The sequence below is a fragment of the Pseudomonas sp. Kh14 genome (assembly GCF_900291005.1).
In the GTDB taxonomy this organism is placed as follows: Bacteria; Pseudomonadota; Gammaproteobacteria; order Pseudomonadales; family Pseudomonadaceae; genus Aquipseudomonas; species Aquipseudomonas alloputida.
This window is the reverse complement of record NZ_OLKJ01000034.1, coordinates 564507-581191: the sequence shown is the minus strand read 5'-3', so window position 1 is coordinate 581191 and position 16685 is coordinate 564507. Positions and strand designations below refer to the sequence as shown.

Annotated in this window: 18 protein-coding genes; 16 read left to right on the top strand and 2 right to left on the bottom strand. The window is 60.7% G+C overall.

Features of this window, described 5'->3' with window-relative positions:
• The first annotated feature begins 56 nt into the window (after positions 1-56).
• The 3 genes from FQ668_RS19980 to FQ668_RS19970 all read left to right on the top strand — a co-directional run bounded on the left by FQ668_RS19980 (position 57) and on the right by FQ668_RS19970 (position 2177).
• On the top strand, positions 57-1382 hold the full coding sequence (locus FQ668_RS19980) for an MFS transporter (protein ID WP_019437854.1): 1326 nt from the start codon (positions 57-59) through the stop codon (positions 1380-1382).
• 94 nt (positions 1383-1476) lie between these two features.
• On the top strand, positions 1477-1773 hold the full coding sequence (locus tag FQ668_RS19975; protein ID WP_023389615.1) for a type II toxin-antitoxin system MqsR family toxin: 297 nt from the start codon (positions 1477-1479) through the stop codon (positions 1771-1773).
• 2 nt (positions 1774-1775) lie between these two features.
• Positions 1776-2177: a type II toxin-antitoxin system MqsA family antitoxin gene (locus tag FQ668_RS19970; RefSeq protein ID WP_019437852.1), complete on the top strand. Its 402-nt coding sequence runs from the start codon at positions 1776-1778 to the stop codon at positions 2175-2177.
• A gap of 123 nt (positions 2178-2300) precedes the next feature.
• Here FQ668_RS19970 and FQ668_RS19965 read toward each other — a convergent pair whose 3' ends face one another.
• Positions 2301-3983, bottom strand: coding sequence for an electron transfer flavoprotein-ubiquinone oxidoreductase (locus tag FQ668_RS19965; RefSeq protein WP_023389616.1), 1683 nt, complete (start codon positions 3981-3983; stop codon positions 2301-2303).
• Positions 3984-4518: 535 nt separating this feature from the next.
• Between FQ668_RS19965 and FQ668_RS19960 the strand changes: the two genes are divergently transcribed.
• From FQ668_RS19960 to FQ668_RS19920, 9 genes are all read left to right on the top strand, one after another.
• Positions 4519-5268, top strand: coding sequence for an electron transfer flavoprotein subunit beta/FixA family protein (locus FQ668_RS19960; RefSeq protein WP_014590265.1), 750 nt, complete (start codon positions 4519-4521; stop codon positions 5266-5268).
• Positions 5269-6198 carry an electron transfer flavoprotein subunit alpha/FixB family protein gene (locus FQ668_RS19955; RefSeq protein ID WP_003254230.1) on the top strand — a complete coding sequence of 310 codons (930 nt, stop codon included), beginning with the start codon at positions 5269-5271 and terminating at the stop codon, positions 6196-6198.
• A 75-nt stretch (positions 6199-6273) separates the two neighbouring features.
• Positions 6274-7095, top strand: coding sequence for an ABC transporter substrate-binding protein (locus FQ668_RS19950; RefSeq protein ID WP_019437851.1), 822 nt, complete (start codon positions 6274-6276; stop codon positions 7093-7095).
• A 9-nt stretch (positions 7096-7104) separates the two neighbouring features.
• A complete protein-coding gene (locus tag FQ668_RS19945) occupies positions 7105-7458 on the top strand; it encodes a DUF4398 domain-containing protein (protein WP_019437850.1) in 354 nt (117 codons plus the stop codon).
• Positions 7455-8267 carry an OmpA family protein gene (locus tag FQ668_RS19940; protein ID WP_019437849.1) on the top strand — a complete coding sequence of 271 codons (813 nt, stop codon included), beginning with the start codon at positions 7455-7457 and terminating at the stop codon, positions 8265-8267. The genes FQ668_RS19945 and FQ668_RS19940 overlap by 4 nt, the downstream gene beginning before the upstream one ends.
• A 171-nt stretch (positions 8268-8438) precedes the next feature.
• Positions 8439-9881, top strand: a complete 1443-nt coding sequence (locus FQ668_RS19935) for a PLP-dependent aminotransferase family protein (protein WP_003254223.1) — start codon at positions 8439-8441, stop codon at positions 9879-9881.
• A 64-nt stretch (positions 9882-9945) separates the two neighbouring features.
• Positions 9946-10380: a hypothetical protein gene (locus tag FQ668_RS19930; RefSeq protein WP_019437848.1), complete on the top strand. Its 435-nt coding sequence runs from the start codon at positions 9946-9948 to the stop codon at positions 10378-10380.
• Positions 10381-10509: 129 nt separating this feature from the next.
• On the top strand, positions 10510-10764 hold the full coding sequence (locus FQ668_RS19925) for a YkgJ family cysteine cluster protein (protein ID WP_019437847.1): 255 nt from the start codon (positions 10510-10512) through the stop codon (positions 10762-10764).
• Between the two features lie 33 nt (positions 10765-10797).
• Positions 10798-11403, top strand: a complete 606-nt coding sequence (locus FQ668_RS19920; protein ID WP_026031888.1) for an START domain-containing protein — start codon at positions 10798-10800, stop codon at positions 11401-11403.
• Positions 11404-11578: 175 nt separating this feature from the next.
• Here the strand turns inward: FQ668_RS19920 and gltA are convergent, their stop codons facing one another.
• Positions 11579-12868, bottom strand: a complete 1290-nt coding sequence (gltA, locus tag FQ668_RS19915) for a citrate synthase (RefSeq protein ID WP_003254218.1) — start codon at positions 12866-12868, stop codon at positions 11579-11581.
• A gap of 352 nt (positions 12869-13220) precedes the next feature.
• Between gltA and sdhC the strand changes: the two genes are divergently transcribed.
• Genes sdhC through FQ668_RS19895 form a run of 4 tightly spaced genes read left to right on the top strand, consistent with a single transcriptional unit; the run spans position 13221 to position 16461 of the window.
• Complete coding sequence (gene sdhC, locus FQ668_RS19910) at positions 13221-13607, top strand: succinate dehydrogenase, cytochrome b556 subunit (protein ID WP_008091902.1); 387 nt, start codon at positions 13221-13223, stop codon at positions 13605-13607.
• A complete protein-coding gene (sdhD, locus tag FQ668_RS19905; protein ID WP_003254214.1) occupies positions 13601-13969 on the top strand; it encodes a succinate dehydrogenase, hydrophobic membrane anchor protein in 369 nt (122 codons plus the stop codon). The genes sdhC and sdhD overlap by 7 nt, the downstream gene beginning before the upstream one ends.
• Positions 13970-13972: 3 nt before the next feature.
• Positions 13973-15745, top strand: a complete 1773-nt coding sequence (gene sdhA, locus FQ668_RS19900; RefSeq protein ID WP_003254213.1) for a succinate dehydrogenase flavoprotein subunit — start codon at positions 13973-13975, stop codon at positions 15743-15745.
• Between the two features lie 11 nt (positions 15746-15756).
• Complete coding sequence (locus FQ668_RS19895; RefSeq protein WP_003254212.1) at positions 15757-16461, top strand: succinate dehydrogenase iron-sulfur subunit; 705 nt, start codon at positions 15757-15759, stop codon at positions 16459-16461.
• Positions 16462-16685 lie beyond the last annotated feature (224 nt).

Genomic DNA, 16685 nt, shown 5'->3' with positions numbered 1-16685 from the left:
GCAATCGGGCAGCTATTTGTTATGCTCTTGCCCTTTGCCGATCTGCGGACCCTGCCATGACTGCCATCGATACCGCTCGCCCGCCCCGGTTCAGCCGCGGCGACCATCGGACCCTGGGCCTGGCGGCGCTGGGCGGCGCGCTGGAAATCTACGACTTCATCATTTTCGTGTTCTTCGCGCTGACCCTCAGCCAGCTGTTCTTCCCGCCGGAGATGCCCGAATGGCTGCGCCTGCTGCAAAGCTTCGGGATCTTCGTCACCGGCTATCTGGCGCGGCCGCTGGGCGGCATCCTGATGGCGCACTTCGCCGACCATCTGGGGCGCAAGCGGGTATTCAGCCTGAGCATCCTGATGATGGCCCTGCCGTGCCTGCTGATCGGGGTGATGCCGACCTATGCCGACATCGGCTATGCCGCCCCGCTGATCCTGTTGGCCTTGCGCATCCTCCAGGGTGCTGCCGTAGGCGGTGAAGTGCCAAGCGCCTGGACGTTCGTTGCCGAGCACGCGCCAAACGGGCGGCGCGGCTATGCCCTGGGCTTTCTGCAGGCCGGGCTGACCTTCGGCTACCTGCTGGGGGCGCTGACCGCAACCTTGCTGGCGCAACTGTTCACCCCGCAGGAAATCCTCGATTACGCCTGGCGCTACCCGTTCCTGTTGGGTGGGGTGTTCGGTGTGATTGGTGTGTGGCTGCGCCGCTGGCTCAGTGAAACACCGGTGTTCCTCGCCCTGCGCGCTCGCCAGGAGCAACCTGTGACGTTTCCGCTGAGGCGAGTGCTGGGCGAGCACCGCCGGGCGTTGATCCCTGCCGCGTTGCTGACCTGTGTGCTGACCTCGGCGGTGGTGGTGCTGGTGGTGATCACGCCGACGGTGATGCAGCAGCGCTTCGGCATGACTGCCGGGCATACCTTCGCCCTGAGCAGTGTGGGCATCGTCTTCCTCAACATTGGCTGCGTGCTGGCCGGGCTGCTGGTCGACCGTGTGGGTGCCTGGCGCGCGCTGATGCTGTATAGCCTGTTGCTGCCGCTGGGTATCGGCGCGTTGTACGCCAGCCTGGTGGGGCAGTGGGGCATGACCTGGCTGGCCTATGCGCTGGCGGGGTTGAGCTGCGGCGTGGTGGGGGTGGTGCCCTCGGTGATGGTGGGGCTGTTCCCGGCGCAGATCCGCGTATCGGGCATTTCCTTCACCTACAACGTGGCCTATGCAGTGTGGGCCAGTACCACGCCGCTGGCACTGATTGCGCTGATGCCGTGGAGCCCGTGGGTGTGTGTCGGGTTTTGTCTGATCATGGGCGCGGTGGGGCTGCTGACGGCCTTGTATTTCGGGCGCCGTGAGCCATTGGTGTTTGCGGCGGAGCCGATGCCGGTCATGTGCGGCGACAAATGAGCCGGTAACGGCTGCGGGACACTGGGGCAGACTTCCAGGTGGGGGCTATTGGAATAACCTATTAGCCAAATTTAACCTGGAAGGTTAATTTCTCATGGAAAAGAGAACGCCTCATTGCCCGCTGGAGCGGGTAAGAGCACTGGTGGGCGCTGGCCGCATCAGCCCTACAACCGCTTCCTTACGAGGCGCTCAGGCCTTGGGAATGGAATATGCGGACATGCTGGAGGTCATCACCGGTCTGGAGCGCAGAGATTTCTACAAAAGCATGACCAGTTATGCCGACCACCGCGTTTGGCAAGATGTCTATCGGCCGCTTACGGTAAAGGGATATCTGTACCTGAAACTGTCAGTGGTAGATGACGCGCTCATCGTGTCTTTCAAGGAGTTGTGAACATGAGATGCCCAATTTGCGGAGGTGCCGAGCTCGCGCTAGACACTCAGGACATGCCCTACCGGTATAAGGGGGAATCGACCCTGATACCTGATGTGACGGGCGATTACTGTTCTGTCTGTGGTGAGGCAGTGCTAAGTCATGACGAGGCTATGCGAGTCAGCGATCTGATGTCTGCCTTCAATCGCCAAGTCAATGCTCTAGACGTTGATCCCGATTTCATCGTTTCCGTACGCAAGAAATTTGATCTGGATCAGCGGGAGGCTGGGGAAATATTCGGTGGAGGAGTCAATGCTTTTTCACGTTATGAGAATGGCAAAACCAAACCGCCGGTGGCGCTGATCAAATTGTTCAAGTTGCTCGACCGTCACCCGGAGCTCTTTGAGGAAGTCAGGACTGCGTGAGGCGGTTGCCCGGCCTTGCTTGGGTTTCCAAATGACACTGTCTGTAGGCGCGGATAGCCAACAAAAAGCCCCCGGCCCATAAGGACCGGGGGCTTTTTGTTGCCGCAAGGGCAGGGGCCTTACTTACATGTTCGGGTAGTTCGGCCCGCCAGCGCCTTCAGGGGTGACCCAGGTGATGTTCTGGGCCGGGTCCTTGATGTCGCAGGTCTTGCAGTGCACGCAGTTCTGCGCGTTGATCTGGAAACGCTTGTTGCCGTCTTCCTGGGTGACCACTTCGTACACGCCTGCCGGGCAGTAGCGCTGGGCAGGCTCGTCGTACAGCGGCAGGTTGCTGGCGATCGGTACGCTCGGATCGGTCAGCTTCAGGTGGCAGGGTTGTTCCTCTTCGTGGTTGGTGCTGGAGAGGAATACCGAGCTGAGCTTGTCGAAGCTGAGCTTGCCGTCCGGTTTCGGGTAGTCGATCTTTTTCGAGTCGGCGGCCAGCTTGAGGCAGGCATAGTCCGGCTTGGTGTCGTGCAGGGTGAACGGCAGCTTGCCACCGAACCAGTTCTGGTCGACATAGTTGAACGCCGCGCCCAGCAGCGGGCCGAACTTGTGCATGGCCGGGCCGAAGTTGCGGCTGGCGAACAGTTCTTCGTACAGCCAGCTGGCCTTGAAGGCGCTGACATAGCTGTTCAATTGATCGCCGCCTTCGCTACCGGCGATCAATGCGTCGGCCACTGCTTCGGCGGCGAGCATGCCGGACTTCATCGCGGTATGGCTGCCCTTGATCTTGGCCACGTTCATGGTGCCCAGGTCGCAACCGATCAGCGCGCCACCATTGAAGACCATTTTCGGCAGCGAGTTGATGCCGCCCTTGGCCAAGGCGCGGGCGCCGTAGCTGATGCGCTTGCCGCCTTCGAGGTACTGGCTGATCACCGGGTGGTGCTTGAGGCGCTGGAATTCGTCGAACGGCGACAGGTAGGGGTTGGCGTAGGACAGGTCGACGATCAGGCCGACCACCACCTGGTTGTTTTCCAGGTGATAAAGGAACGAGCCACCGGTGTTTTCCTTGGCCACCACGTCCAGCGGCCAGCCGGCGGTGTGCACCACCAGGCCCTGTTCGTGCTTGGCCGGGTCGATTTCCCAGATTTCCTTCAGGCCGATGCCGTAGTGCTGGACGTCGGACTCGCTGTCGAGGTTGAAGCGCTTGATCAGCTGCTTGCCAATATGGCCACGGCAGCCTTCGGCGAACAGGGTGTACTTGGCACGCAGTTCCATGCCCGGGGTGTACAGGCCGTCCTTGGGGTTGCCTTCACGGTCGACACCGAGGTCGCCGGTGACGATGCCGCGGACCACGCCGTTGTCGTCGAACAGCGCTTCCTGAGCGGCGAAGCCCGGGTAGATCTCCACACCGAGGTTCTCGGCCTGCTGGGCCAGCCAGCGGCACAGGTTGCCTAGCGAGATGATGTAGTTACCATGGTTGTGCATGGTCTTGGGCACGAACAGGTCAGGCACCTTGGTCGCGCTGCCGGCATCCTTGAGCACGTAGATGTCGTCGCGCTTCACTTCGGTGTTCAGCGGTGCGCCGAGCGCTTTCCAGTCGGGGAACAGCTCGTTCAGGGCGCGGGGCTCGAACACTGCGCCAGAGAGGATGTGGGCGCCGACTTCAGAGCCTTTCTCCACCACGCAGACGCTGATTTCGCTACCGGCTTCGGCGGCCTTCTGCTTCAGGCGGCAGGCGGCGGACAGGCCCGCCGGGCCGGCGCCGACGATGACCACGTCGAATTCCATGTATTCGCGTTCCACTGGTTCTCTCCTACTCATCAAGGCTCGTGCTGTTGCTTTGTCTTATGGGTGCGGGGCATTCGCAGCGGTTCTACGCAACGGCGGAACTGTAGCTGGGCAAATGACGGACTACACCGTTTTGTCTTGGCCGCGCATTATATCTACACCACTTGGCGGGTCCAATACAAACGTTTGTTTGAATTTGCCGCAGGCCAGTAAAATCACAGGAACGCGGCTGGAGGGTGACCGATTTGCCGTATTGACCGGAATGGGTGTTACGGTCAAGATACGAGCGGTTTTACGTTCGCCGTAGGCTAGCAGCCGGGCGCAGGTACACCTCTAAAGACCAGGTGTGGAGCAGGGTTTTGCGGGCTTAGGCCGGTTTGTAGTGGAGTTTACACGCCACGACAGGAAATGACCCGTGAGGATTTGTCGCAAGAGTCCGGACAAGACTGTTTGGTCACTGTGAAATTGCTGCCTCCCGATACGTTTTTAGAGGTGCCCTTGTACCCACGCGCATCGCAGGGCTCTGCCCCAGGCGACTATCTATTCACCGGAGAGTAACGAGGAATCCATGAAGGTTCTTGTAGCTGTCAAACGAGTGGTCGACTACAACGTCAAGGTTCGCGTCAAAGCGGACAACTCCGGCGTCGACCTTGCTAACGTCAAGATGTCCATGAACCCCTTCTGCGAAATCGCCGTCGAAGAAGCCGTGCGCCTGAAGGAAAAAGGCGTTGCGACCGAGATCGTCGTCGTTTCCGTCGGCCCGACCACTGCCCAGGAGCAACTGCGTACTGCCCTGGCCCTGGGTGCCGACCGTGCCATCCTGGTAGAAGCCGCTGACGAACTGAACTCCCTGGCCGTGGCCAAGGCGCTGAAGGCCGTTGTCGACAAGGAGCAGCCGCAGCTGGTCATCCTCGGCAAGCAGGCCATCGACAGTGACAACAACCAGACCGGCCAGATGCTGGCCGCGCTGACTGGCTTCGCCCAGGGCACCTTCGCTTCCAAGGTCGAAGTTGCTGGCGATAAGCTGAATGTCACCCGTGAAATCGATGGCGGCCTGCAGACCGTTGCGCTGAACCTGCCCGCGATCGTCACCACCGACCTGCGCCTGAACGAGCCACGCTACGCGTCGCTGCCGAACATCATGAAGGCCAAGAAGAAGCCGCTGGAGACTGTTACTCCAGACGCACTGGGCGTTTCCCTCGCCTCCACCAACAAGACCCTGAAAGTCGAAGCGCCTGCTGCCCGCAGCGCGGGTATCAAGGTCAAGTCGGTGGCCGAACTGGTCGAGAAGCTGAAGAACGAAGCGAAGGTAATCTAAATGACTATCCTGGTTGTCGCTGAATACGAGAACGGTGCCGTAGCCCCGGCCACCCTGAACACTGTCGCCGCAGCCGCCAAGATCGGTGGTGATGTGCACGTGCTGGTCGCAGGCCAGAACGTCGGCGGCGTTGCTGAAGCCGCTGCCAAAATCTCTGGTGTTGCCAAGGTGCTGGTGGCTGATAACGCCGCCTACGCCCACGTCCTGCCGGAAAACGTCGCGCCGCTGATCGTCGAGCTGGCCAAGGGTTACAGCCACGTGCTGGCCCCGGCTACCACCAATGGCAAGAACATCCTGCCGCGCGTTGCCGCGCTGCTGGACGTGGACCAGATCTCCGAGATCATCTCGGTCGAGTCCGCCGACACCTTCAAGCGCCCGATCTACGCGGGTAACGCCATTGCCACCGTGCAATCGAGCGCGGCCATCAAGGTGATCACCGTGCGTACCACCGGCTTCGACGCCGTGGCCGCCGAAGGTGGTTCGGCTGCTGTCGAGGCTGTTGGCGCTGCGCACAACGCCGGTATTTCGGCTTTCGTTGGCGAAGAGCTGGCCAAGTCCGACCGCCCAGAGCTGACCGCTGCCAAGATCGTCGTCTCCGGCGGCCGTGGCATGGGCAACGGTGACAACTTCAAACACCTGTACAGCCTGGCCGACAAGCTCGGCGCTGCGGTTGGTGCTTCGCGCGCCGCAGTCGACGCAGGCTTCGTGCCGAACGACATGCAGGTCGGCCAGACCGGCAAGATCGTTGCGCCACAGCTGTACATCGCCGTCGGTATCTCCGGCGCGATCCAGCACCTGGCCGGCATGAAAGACTCCAAAGTGATCGTGGCGATCAACAAGGACGAAGAAGCGCCGATCTTCCAGGTGGCCGACTACGGCTTGGTCGCTGACCTGTTCGAAGCGGTTCCGGAGCTGGAAAAGCTGGTCTGATCCGCCTGCTTCACTTATAAAGAACCCGGCCCTCGCTTTGAGGGTCGGGTTTTTTTATGGGTTGAGGAGTAAGGCATGACGTTGCGCGGAACGGGCAGGGTGCTGGCGTGCGTGGCGCTGTTGCTACCATCACTGGCTATGGCAGCAGGCAAATGCGAGCGCCTGGTGGCGACCGGTAGTCCTGATGCGCCGCCCTATTCGTGGCAAGACCCGAAAGACCCCGGGCACCTGATAGGCGCCAACGTCGACCTGTTGCGCCAGGTGGCTGACGAACTGGGTGTGAAGGTCGAGGTGCTGAGTGCCGGTCGCCGTGATCAGGCGCTGGAAGAGGTGCGCAGTGGGCGCATGGACCTGCTGCTCGACACCCCTTTGGAGGTGGAGCAACTGACCGCGCTGGACTACATCCATCCGCCGTTGCAGCTCAATGAGTACCTGGTGTGGACCCGCCATGATGCAGCGGTGATCTTTGATGGCCCGGCCGACCTGGCCAGGTACCAGGGCAGTTTGTCCGAGCGTGCGCGTCTGACCCCGGCCTTTACCGCGTTCGCCAGAGCCCAGCTCAAGCTGGTGCCGGCGCAGAACCTGACCCAGGCGTTCCAGAAACTGGTACTCGGCCAGGTCGACTATGTGCTGGCTGGCCGTTACTCCGGTATGGCCATGGCCCAGAGCCTGGGCATGAGCAATGACCTGATAGCCCGCGGCTTGCCGGTGGACAGGCCGGGCCTTTACCTGGCGCTGTCGCACAACTCGGCGTGCAATGACAGCTGGTTGCGTGGGCAATTGGCAAAAAAACTGACAGAATTGCCGATCTCTGGTGCATCCGAAGCTGTGCTGCAACGTAATGTCGAGCGCTGGAAAGCGCAGTTGCAGGTACCGGCGGACGCCCCCAAACACTAGGAAGATTGCGTGAGAACCCAACCACTAATCCTTGCCCTGGCCGTGCTCGGCCTGGCTGGCTGCGCCAATGATCCGGCCCCTGACGAGCAGATGCGCATTTCCGAACAGGCACTGGAACAGGCCAAGGCCGTCGGCGCCACTGAGCAGGTCGAAACGCTGAAACTGGCTGAAGACAAGCTGGCCCGCGCCAAGGCCAACATGCTTACCCAGGACTACCGCGATGCGCGCATGCGCGCTGAGCAAGCCGAGCTGGATGCGCGCCTGGCCGAGGCCCAGGTGCTGAACCAGAAGAGCGAAGAGCAGCTGCAGGTGCTGCAGTCGCGGGTCAAGCGCTTGCGCAAGCAACTGGAGGTGCAGCCATGATCCGTCGTACGCCTTTGGCTGCACTGGCATTGTTGGTACTGACGGCAGGTTTGCAAGGTTGCGCCAGCCAGCGCAGCAGTGCCGCGCTGGATGAGGCCACCGTCGCCTTCCAGGGGGTCAAAGATGATTCCGATGTGCTGCGCAGCGCGCCGCGTGACGTGATTCGGGCGGGTGAGTCGCTGGCTCGCGCCGAGCGCCTGTCCAGTTACATCGGCACCGGTTCCGATGTGCGGCATTATGCTTACCTTAGCCAGCGCTACAGCGAGATTGCCCGCGAGCATGCCAAGCTGGCGCTGAACCAGGAGCGCCAGGCCAAGCTCGACCTGGAGCGCCAGCGCCTGCAGCTGGCCTTGCGTGAGGCCAAACTGGCCAGCGTGCAGCAGCAGGGCAAGTGGGTCGAGTCGCAGATTGCCGCGTTGGCTTCGGAGCAGGCCGACCGTGGCTTGGTGATGACCTTGGGCGATGTGCTGTTCGATACCGGTAGTGCCGACCTGAAGAACTCGGCCAGCCGGACTGTGCTCAAGCTGGTGCAGTTCCTGCAGCTCAACCCGCGCCGGGTAGTGCGTATCGAGGGCTATACCGACAGTACTGGCGCGGGCGAGGAGAATCTCAAGCTGTCGCGCGACCGGGCGCAGTCCGTGGCCGACATGCTTGTGGACCTGGGCATCGACGAAAAGCGCCTGCAGGTTGAAGGTTATGGCGACCAGTACCCGATCGAGGCCAATGCTTCGGAGCGGGGCAGGGCGCAGAACCGTCGGGTGGAGATCGTATTCTCCGATGACAAGGGGCGGCTCGCACCGGCGCGCTGAGTCTTGTAGAAATGGGCCGCTTTGCGGCCCGTTTTATGTCGGTTTAATCGTTTCGATAGCTGTCACGCTGTTGTATTGTCGACTACGTTGCAATCTGTCCCAGTACACTTTGCAACTGTTACGGTATCCTCTACCGTCAGTGCCCCGTACAAGAACAACGAGCATGTCGACATGACCAACCTGCTGCTGTACCAGCGTATCGCCCAGCAACTGGCCGACGATATCCGTCGCGGTGTCTACCAGCCAGGCGAGCGGGTACCCTCCGTGCGCAAGATGAGCGCCCAGCTCAATGTGAGCCATGCCACGGTGTTGCAGGCCTATGCCAATCTCGAGGACCAAGGGCTTATCCGGGCGCGGCCGCAGTCTGGCTATTACGTGCACCAGACCCCTGCCTTGACCGCGCAAACACCGGACATCGCTCGGGTGGAGCGCCCGGGCCTGGTCACGCGCGCCAGCATCATCCAGCAGGTGCTGACTGAGGCGCGCCGCGATGGTGTGTTCCCGTTTGGTGCTGCTGTGCCGCATGTCGACTACCTGCCAGTGCGCGCCCTGCATCAGCAAATCGCCAAGGTGACGCGCTTCCATAGCCCGCGCGCCTTCAGTTACATGTTCAGCCCCGGTTTCGAGCCGCTGCGCCGACAGATCGCCATACGCATGCGCGATGCCGGCGTGCTGGTTGATCCGCGCGAAGTGATAGTGACCCATGGGTGTGTCGATGCCCTGCAGATGTCGCTGCGGGTGCTGACCCGCCCAGGTGACCTGATCGCCGCCGAGTCACCGACCTATTACGGCTTGCTGCAGCTGGCTGACCTGCTGGGTTTGAAAGTGATCGAAATCCCCAGTGACCCGTCCACCGGTATCAGCCTCGAAGCCTTGCAACTGGCGGCTAACCAATGGTCGATCAAGGCGCTGGTGCTCACTGCGCGCTTGAGCAACCCGCTGGGCGGCACCGTTCCCGAAGAGCGGCAAAAGCAATTGCTGCGCCTGGCCTCGGACTTCGATATCCAGATCATCGAGGATGACATCTACGGTGAGCTGATGTTCGAGCAGGGCAAGACCAAGGCGCTGAAGGCGTTCGACCGGCTGGACCGGGTGATCTACTGCTCGAGCTTCTCCAAGACCCTGTCCCCTGGCGTGCGGGTGGGCTGGATGATCGCCGGGCGTTACCAGGACGAGATTCAGCGCCTGCAGACGTTTACCACCCACTCGGCCTGTAGCGTGACGCAGATGGGCGTGGCAGCCTACCTGGAAAATGGCGGCTACGACCGGCATCTGCGCTACATACGCCAGGAATATCGCAAGAACCTCAGTGCCTATCAGCTGGCAGTGCAGCAGCACTTCCCCGAGGGTACCCAGATGACCCGGCCGACAGGCGGCTTCATCCTCTGGGTGAGCTTGCCCGGTCGGGTCAATACCCAAGAGCTGCATGTGCGCGCGCTGGAGCAGGGCATCAGCATTGCACCAGGCCTGATATTCAGTAACACAGAGCAGTTCAACCACTGTGTCCGACTCAATTGCGGCATACCTTGGAATAAAGAGGCCGAGCGGGCTGTGATTACGCTCGGTTTGCTGGCGCAGCAGTTGTGCAGGGAGACTGCGGTCACGCTGTTGTAAGGCTTGCAAGCCGCCTGTGGAACAGGGAGCATAGGCATTTTTCCTGCCAGTCTGTCCATTTGCCATGAACGCTTCGCGCTGCTTTGTTCTGATCGTGTGCCTTCTGCCGTTCTGCTGCCCGGTCGTCCCTGCCTTGGCTGCGCAACCGGCAAGCCAGGCTCAGGCAGCTCAGGGTAAGCAAGTGTCAAAAAAGGCGACAGCCAAGCCTGCACACAAGCCGGTCAGCAAAGCGGTTGCCAAGCCCTTGCCCAAGACAAAGCTGGACCTCAGCCTGCCCGTTGATATGGTCGACAAACTTGAGCCGGATGTGGGCACGCCTTCGCCAATCCAGCGGCGCAAACCTTTGTTGCCGCCCATGTTCACAGAAAAGCCAGAGACCAATGACAGTCCGTTCCAGCTCAATGGCCGGCTGATCAACAACGAAATGCAGCTGCAACTGCGCAATGACAGCCGTCATGACGTGGAGGGCGCTGCCATTGATTTTGAGTATCGCCAATAGGCGGGAACTGACTGCCGGGTCACAGCAGATTTCATCGTGACAGCAATTTCAAACGACTGTTTGAGCGGTTACTATCCAGGGACGTTCGTCCCGTTTTGTTCCAGGGAGTCCTGATTTTGGTGAATAGCCATGCAATGCCGTGAGGGCTGTGGTGCCTGCTGCATCGCCCCGTCCATCACCTCTGCGATGCCGCGAATGCCCAATGGCAAGCCGGCGGGTGAGCGCTGTCTGCACCTGACTGCCGCCAACCTTTGCGACCTGTTCGGCAAGCCTGAGCGGCCGGCGGTGTGCGGTGGTTTCAAGGCAGATGTCGAGGTGTGCGGCAGTGATCGTGACGAGGCAATCAGGATTCTTGGCTGGTGGGAGCAGATGACGGCGGCGTGACAGGCTGGATCTTCGACAACAAGGATAAACATGATGAGATCGTTCAAGCGTATTGCACTGCTGTTTGGTGTGGGTGTTCTGCTGTCGCCTGTGGCCTGGGCTGAAAACTGGCAAGTGGCCAAGGACGAGGAGGGCATCAAGGTGTCCCTCAGTGAGGTGGTCGGGTCCAAGTACAAGGCCTATCGCGGTGTGACCGTGATCAAGGCGCCGCTGGCCAGGGTCGAGGCGCTGCAGGAGGACGTGTCCGGGGCCTGTGCCTGGATTCACGAATGCAAGTCGCAGAAGCTGCTCAAGCACGAAGGTGACCAGAGCTGGACCTATACCCAGTTCAATACGCCATGGCCGGTGACGCCGCGTGATTCCGTGCTGCACATTACGACCGTCAAGGAGGGGGATGGCAGCCTGACCCGTAACCTGAAAGAAGAGCCGACTTACCTGCCGGAAGAGAAGGGTTTTGTTCGGGTGGCAAAAGTCGAAGGCTTCTGGAAGCTGGTGCCCAAGGGTGACAGCACTGAAGTGACCTACCAGGTGCACACCGAGCCAGGTGGTAGCGTGCCGGCGATGGTGGCCAACAAGTTCGTGGTGGATGCGCCGTTCAATACCCTGAAAGGGCTGCGCGAGCGGGCGGAGAAAAACTGAGGTTTTGTGGTGTCTGTGCCGGCCTCTTCGCGGGCTTGCCCGCTCCCACAGGTACAGCGCAGCCCTCGAGATCTGTGCAGTACCTGTGGGGGCGGGCAAGCCCGCGAAGAGGCCGGCACAGGACAAATAAAAAAGGCTGCCCGAGGGCAGCCTTCTTGCGTTCGGCTACTGCAGCTTACTTGCGGTCTTTCAGAGCAACGATGTCGCGCTTCTGCTCGCCGGTGTACAGCTGGCGCGGACGGCCGATCTTGTACGGGCTGGAGAGCATTTCTTTCCAGTGCGAGATCCAGCCCACGGTACGTGCCAGGGCGAAGATCACGGTGAACATGCTGGTCGGAATGCCGATCGCCTTGAGGATGATCCCCGAGTAGAAGTCGACGTTCGGGTACAGCGAGCGCTCGATGAAGTAAGGATCGGTCAGGGCGATCTCTTCCAGGCGCATGGCCAGTTCCAGCTGCGGGTCGTTCTTGATGCCCAGCTCGCGCAGGACTTCGTCGCAGGTCTGCTTCATCACGGTGGCGCGCGGGTCGCGGTTCTTGTACACGCGGTGACCGAAGCCCATCAGCTTGAACGGGTCGTTCTTGTCCTTGGCCTTGGCGATGAATTTGTCGATGTTCGAGACATCGCCGATTTCATCCAGCATGGTCAGTACGGCTTCGTTCGCACCGCCGTGGGCCGGGCCCCACAGTGCGGCGATACCGGCGGCGATGCAAGCGAACGGGTTGGCACCCGACGAGCCTGCCAGGCGAACGGTGGAGGTGGAGGCGTTCTGCTCGTGGTCGGCATGGAGGATGAAGATCCGGTCCATTGCCTTGGCCAGCACCGGGCTGATCGGTTTGATCTCGCACGGGGTGTTGAACATCATGTGCAGGAAGTTTTCCGCGTACGACAGGTCGTTGCGCGGGTACATCATCGGCTGGCCCATGGAGTACTTGTAAACCATCGCAGCCAGGGTCGGCATCTTGGCGACCAGGCGCACCGCGGAAATTTCGCGGTGTTGCGGGTTATTGATGTCCAGGGAGTCGTGATAGAACGCCGACAGGGCGCCAACTACGCCGCACATCACCGCCATCGGGTGAGCGTCGCGACGGAAGCCGTTGAAGAAGGACTTCAGCTGCTCGTGAACCATGGTGTGGTTCTTGACGGTGCTGACGAACTGGGCCTTCTGCTCGGCATTCGGCAGTTCGCCATTGAGCAGCAGGTAGCAGGTTTCGAGGTAGTCGGACTGTTCGGCGAGTTGCTCGATCGGGTAGCCGCGGTGCAGCAGGATACCTTTGTCGCCGTCAATATAGGTGATCTTCGACTCGCACGAGGCAGTCGCCATGAAACCTGGGTCGAAGGTGAAGTGACCAGTGGCCCCTAACCCGCGGACGTCGATTACATCAGGACCAACGGTGCCGGTTAAAATGGGCAGCTCGACGGGGGCAGCGCCCTCGATGACCAACTGCGCTTTTTTGTCAGCCATGTGGCCTCCTATTAATGCTTGAAATCATCAGACAGACCCCCCACGCAGGGCCCGCACCACTATAGAGGGATAAATTCAGATGTCAATTTGCCTAAAGGCTTGTTGAATCAGGCATTCAAGCCTGATTTTTCCCGAAATTCTCGCCCATTTACGCCTTTTGTTCATTAAAGGCAATGCGCTATTTGGGCTACCCCGTCACGTTGTCATAAGCAGCCTAACTGTCTATACTCGGCACCCGACCGCCAGGGGCTTGCAAGCCCGAACTGCTGGGGGTCGCCGTTCCCTGGGTGGTGGGTACCTGACCAGTACACTTACCAACAACTTTGCCCTGATTCGCTAGGGGCTCTTCAGTGTGAAAAAAGCCGTGAAAAGCCAACGACCTGTAAACCTAGACCTAAGGACCATCAAGCTCCCTGTCACTGCGTACACGTCCATCCTGCACCGTATCTCCGGCGTCATCCTGTTCATCGGCCTTGCCATCATGCTTTATGCACTGGGCAAGTCGCTGGGTTCCGAGGAAGGCTTCGGTGAGGTGAAGGCGTGTCTGACCAGCCCGCTGGCCAAGTTCGTGACCTGGGGTCTGCTGTCCGCCCTGCTTTATCACCTCGTGGCAGGTGTTCGTCACCTGATCATGGACATGGGTATCGGTGAGACGCTGGAAGGCGGCAAGCTGGGCTCGAAAATCGTGATCGTCATCTCCGTGGTGCTGATCGTTCTGGTGGGAGTTTGGGTATGGTAACCAATGTCACGAACCTGTCGCGTTCGGGCCTCTATGACTGGATGGCGCAGCGCGTTTCTGCGGTCGTTCTCGCGGCTTACTTCCTCTTCCTGATCGGCTACGTGGTCGCCCACCCAGGCATCGACTACACCCAGTGGCATGGTCTGTTCTCCAACAACGCGATGCGGATCTTCAGTCTGCTGGCCCTCGTTGCCCTGGGCGCTCACGCCTGGGTCGGCATGTGGACCATTGCAACCGACTACCTGACGCCTATGTCGTTCGGCAAGTCGGCAACTGCGATTCGTTTCCTGTTCCAGGCGGTATGCGGCGTTGCGATGTTCGCTTACTTCGTCTGGGGTGTGCAGATTCTCTGGGGTATCTGATCCATGGCTAGCATTCCAACCATTTCCTTCGACGCCATCATCATCGGTGGCGGCGGCGCCGGCATGCGCGCAGCGCTGCAACTGGCTCAAGGCGGCCACAAGACTGCCGTAGTCACCAAGGTCTTCCCGACCCGTTCGCACACCGTATCCGCCCAGGGCGGCATCACCTGCGCCATCGCTTCGGCCGACCCGAACGACGACTGGCGCTGGCACATGTACGATACCGTCAAGGGTTCCGACTACATCGGTGACCAGGACGCTATCGAATACATGTGTCAGGAAGGCCCGGCTGCGGTCTTCGAACTGGACCACATGGGTCTGCCGTTCTCGCGCACCGAAACCGGTCGCATCTACCAGCGCCCGTTCGGAGGTCAGTCCAAGGACTTCGGTAAAGGTGGCCAGGCCGCCCGTACCTGTGCCGCTTCCGACCGTACCGGTCACGCGCTGCTGCACACCCTGTACCAGGGCAACCTGAAAGCGGGTACCACATTCCTCAACGAGTACTATGCAGTTGACCTGGTGAAAAACCAGGACGGCGCATTCGTGGGTGTGATCGCCATCTGCATCGAAACCGGCGAAACCCTGTACATCAAGTCCAAGGCCACCGTGCTGGCCACTGGCGGTGCGGGCCGTATCTATGCGTCCACCACCAACGCCCTGATCAACACCGGTGACGGTATCGGCATGGCCCTGCGTGCAGGCGTGCCGGTGCAGGACATCGAAATGTGGCAGTTCCACCCGACCGGTATCGCCGGCGCCGGTGTACTGGTCACCGAGGGTTGCCGCGGTGAAGGTGGCTACCTGATCAACGCCCACGGCGAGCGCTTCATGGAGCGTTACGCGCCGAACGCCAAAGACCTGGCCGGCCGCGACGTGGTTGCCCGTTCCATGGTCAAGGAAATCATCGCCGGCAACGGCGTGGGCCCGAACAAGGACCACGTACTGCTGAAGCTGGACCACCTGGGCGAGGAAGTGCTGCACAGCCGCCTGCCAGGTATCTGCGAGCTGTCCAAGACCTTCGCCCACGTTGACCCTGTGGTCGCACCGGTGCCGGTCGTGCCGACCTGCCACTACATGATGGGCGGCGTTGCCACCAACATTCATGGCCAGGCCATCACCATGGACGCCGACGGCCAGGATCACATCATCCCGGGCCTGTTCGCCGTAGGTGAAGTGGCGTGCGTATCGGTTCACGGTGCCAACCGCCTGGGCGGCAACTCGCTGCTCGACCTGGTGGTGTTCGGCCGTGCTGCCGGCCTGCACCTGGAGAAGGCGCTGAGCGAAGGCGTGGAATACCGCGACGCCAGCGACACCGACGTCGATGTTGCCCTGAACCGCCTGAACAAGCTTAACGAGCGTACCAGCGGTGAAGACGTTGCCAGCCTGAAGCGTGAGCTGCAGAGCTGCATGCAGAACTACTTCGGTGTATTCCGTACTGGCGAATACATGCAGAAGGGTATCGAGCAATTGGCCGGTCTGCGTGACCGTATCGCCAACGTCAAGATCAACGACAAGTCCCAGGCCTTCAACACCGCGCGTATCGAAGCGCTGGAGCTGCAGAACCTGCTGGAAGTTGCCGAAGCTACCGCCATCGCGGCGGAAGCCCGTAAAGAGTCCCGCGGCGCTCACGCCCGTGAAGACTTCGAAGACCGTGACGACGAAAACTGGCTGTGCCACACCCTGTACTACCCGGGTGAGAAGCGCGTTGCCAAGCGCGGCGTCAACTTTGCGCCGAAGACTGTTCCAGCCTTCGAACCAAAAGTCCGGACTTACTAAGGGTGGCTGCTATGTTGAAAGTCGAAGTTTATCGTTACAACCCGGACACCGACTCGGCGCCAAAAATGGAGTCGTTCGACGTCGATACCGGCGGCAAGGACCTGATGGTGCTGGATGTATTGGCACTGATCAAGGAAAAGGACGAGGGTTTCTCGTACCGTCGCTCCTGCCGTGAAGGCGTTTGCGGTTCCGATGGCATGAACATGAACGGCAAGAACGGCCTGGCCTGCATCACCCCGCTGTCGGCGGTGGTGAAGGGCGGCAAGCTGGTTCTGCGTCCTCTGCCAGGCCTGCCGGTCATTCGTGACCTGGTGGTCGATATGAGCATCTTCTACAAGCAGTACGAGAAGGTGAAGCCGTTCCTGCAGAACGACACTCCGGCCCCGGCCATCGAGCGCCTGCAGTCGCCGGAAGACCGTGACAAGCTGGACGGCCTGTACGAGTGCATCCTGTGCGCTTGCTGCTCGACTTCCTGCCCGTCGTTCTGGTGGAACCCGGACAAGTTCCTGGGCCCGGCAGCCTTGCTGCAAGCCTACCGCTTCCTTGCCGACAGCCGCGATACCAAGACTCAGGAGCGCCTGGCGTCCCTGGATGACCCGTTCAGCGTATTCCGCTGCCGCGGGATCATGAACTGCGTAAACGTTTGCCCGAAAGGTCTGAACCCGACCAAGGCAATCGGTCACGTACGTAACATGCTGCTGCAAAGCGGCACCTGATACAAAGCGTTGTACCTGCAGTAAGCCGAGGTGCGGGTGGTGAGCCCGCACTGAGGTAAAACCCGAACAAGGGCCCACAAAGCCCGCGTTCATTACCTATGAAGATATGAGACCAGCAGGGGCTTTCCGGGCTGGTACCCGGAAAATCAGCAGGATCCAGGTGGCGTGGTTCAGTCGCTGTTTTCGGACTTTTCCAGGTTTGCTGTGGCTCTCGCCGATCAGTC

Excerpts from the sequence above, each read along its gene's own strand:
- FQ668_RS19980 (WP_019437854.1), top strand. The coding sequence starts at position 57 with ATGACTGCCATCGATACCGCTCGCCCGCCCCGGTTCAGCCGCGGCGAC.
- FQ668_RS19975 (WP_023389615.1), top strand. The coding sequence starts at position 1,477 with ATGGAAAAGAGAACGCCTCATTGCCCGCTGGAGCGGGTAAGAGCACTG.
- FQ668_RS19970 (WP_019437852.1), top strand. The coding sequence starts at position 1,776 with ATGAGATGCCCAATTTGCGGAGGTGCCGAGCTCGCGCTAGACACTCAG.
- FQ668_RS19965 (WP_023389616.1), bottom strand. The coding sequence starts at position 3,983 with ATGAGTAGGAGAGAACCAGTGGAACGCGAATACATGGAATTCGACGTG.
- FQ668_RS19960 (WP_014590265.1), top strand. The coding sequence starts at position 4,519 with ATGAAGGTTCTTGTAGCTGTCAAACGAGTGGTCGACTACAACGTCAAG.
- FQ668_RS19955 (WP_003254230.1), top strand. The coding sequence starts at position 5,269 with ATGACTATCCTGGTTGTCGCTGAATACGAGAACGGTGCCGTAGCCCCG.
- FQ668_RS19950 (WP_019437851.1), top strand. The coding sequence starts at position 6,274 with ATGACGTTGCGCGGAACGGGCAGGGTGCTGGCGTGCGTGGCGCTGTTG.
- FQ668_RS19940 (WP_019437849.1), top strand. The coding sequence starts at position 7,455 with ATGATCCGTCGTACGCCTTTGGCTGCACTGGCATTGTTGGTACTGACG.
- FQ668_RS19935 (WP_003254223.1), top strand. The coding sequence starts at position 8,439 with ATGACCAACCTGCTGCTGTACCAGCGTATCGCCCAGCAACTGGCCGAC.
- FQ668_RS19930 (WP_019437848.1), top strand. The coding sequence starts at position 9,946 with ATGAACGCTTCGCGCTGCTTTGTTCTGATCGTGTGCCTTCTGCCGTTC.
- FQ668_RS19925 (WP_019437847.1), top strand. The coding sequence starts at position 10,510 with ATGCAATGCCGTGAGGGCTGTGGTGCCTGCTGCATCGCCCCGTCCATC.
- FQ668_RS19920 (WP_026031888.1), top strand. The coding sequence starts at position 10,798 with ATGAGATCGTTCAAGCGTATTGCACTGCTGTTTGGTGTGGGTGTTCTG.
- gltA (WP_003254218.1), bottom strand. The coding sequence starts at position 12,868 with ATGGCTGACAAAAAAGCGCAGTTGGTCATCGAGGGCGCTGCCCCCGTC.
- sdhD (WP_003254214.1), top strand. The coding sequence starts at position 13,601 with ATGGTAACCAATGTCACGAACCTGTCGCGTTCGGGCCTCTATGACTGG.
- sdhA (WP_003254213.1), top strand. The coding sequence starts at position 13,973 with ATGGCTAGCATTCCAACCATTTCCTTCGACGCCATCATCATCGGTGGC.
- FQ668_RS19895 (WP_003254212.1), top strand. The coding sequence starts at position 15,757 with ATGTTGAAAGTCGAAGTTTATCGTTACAACCCGGACACCGACTCGGCG.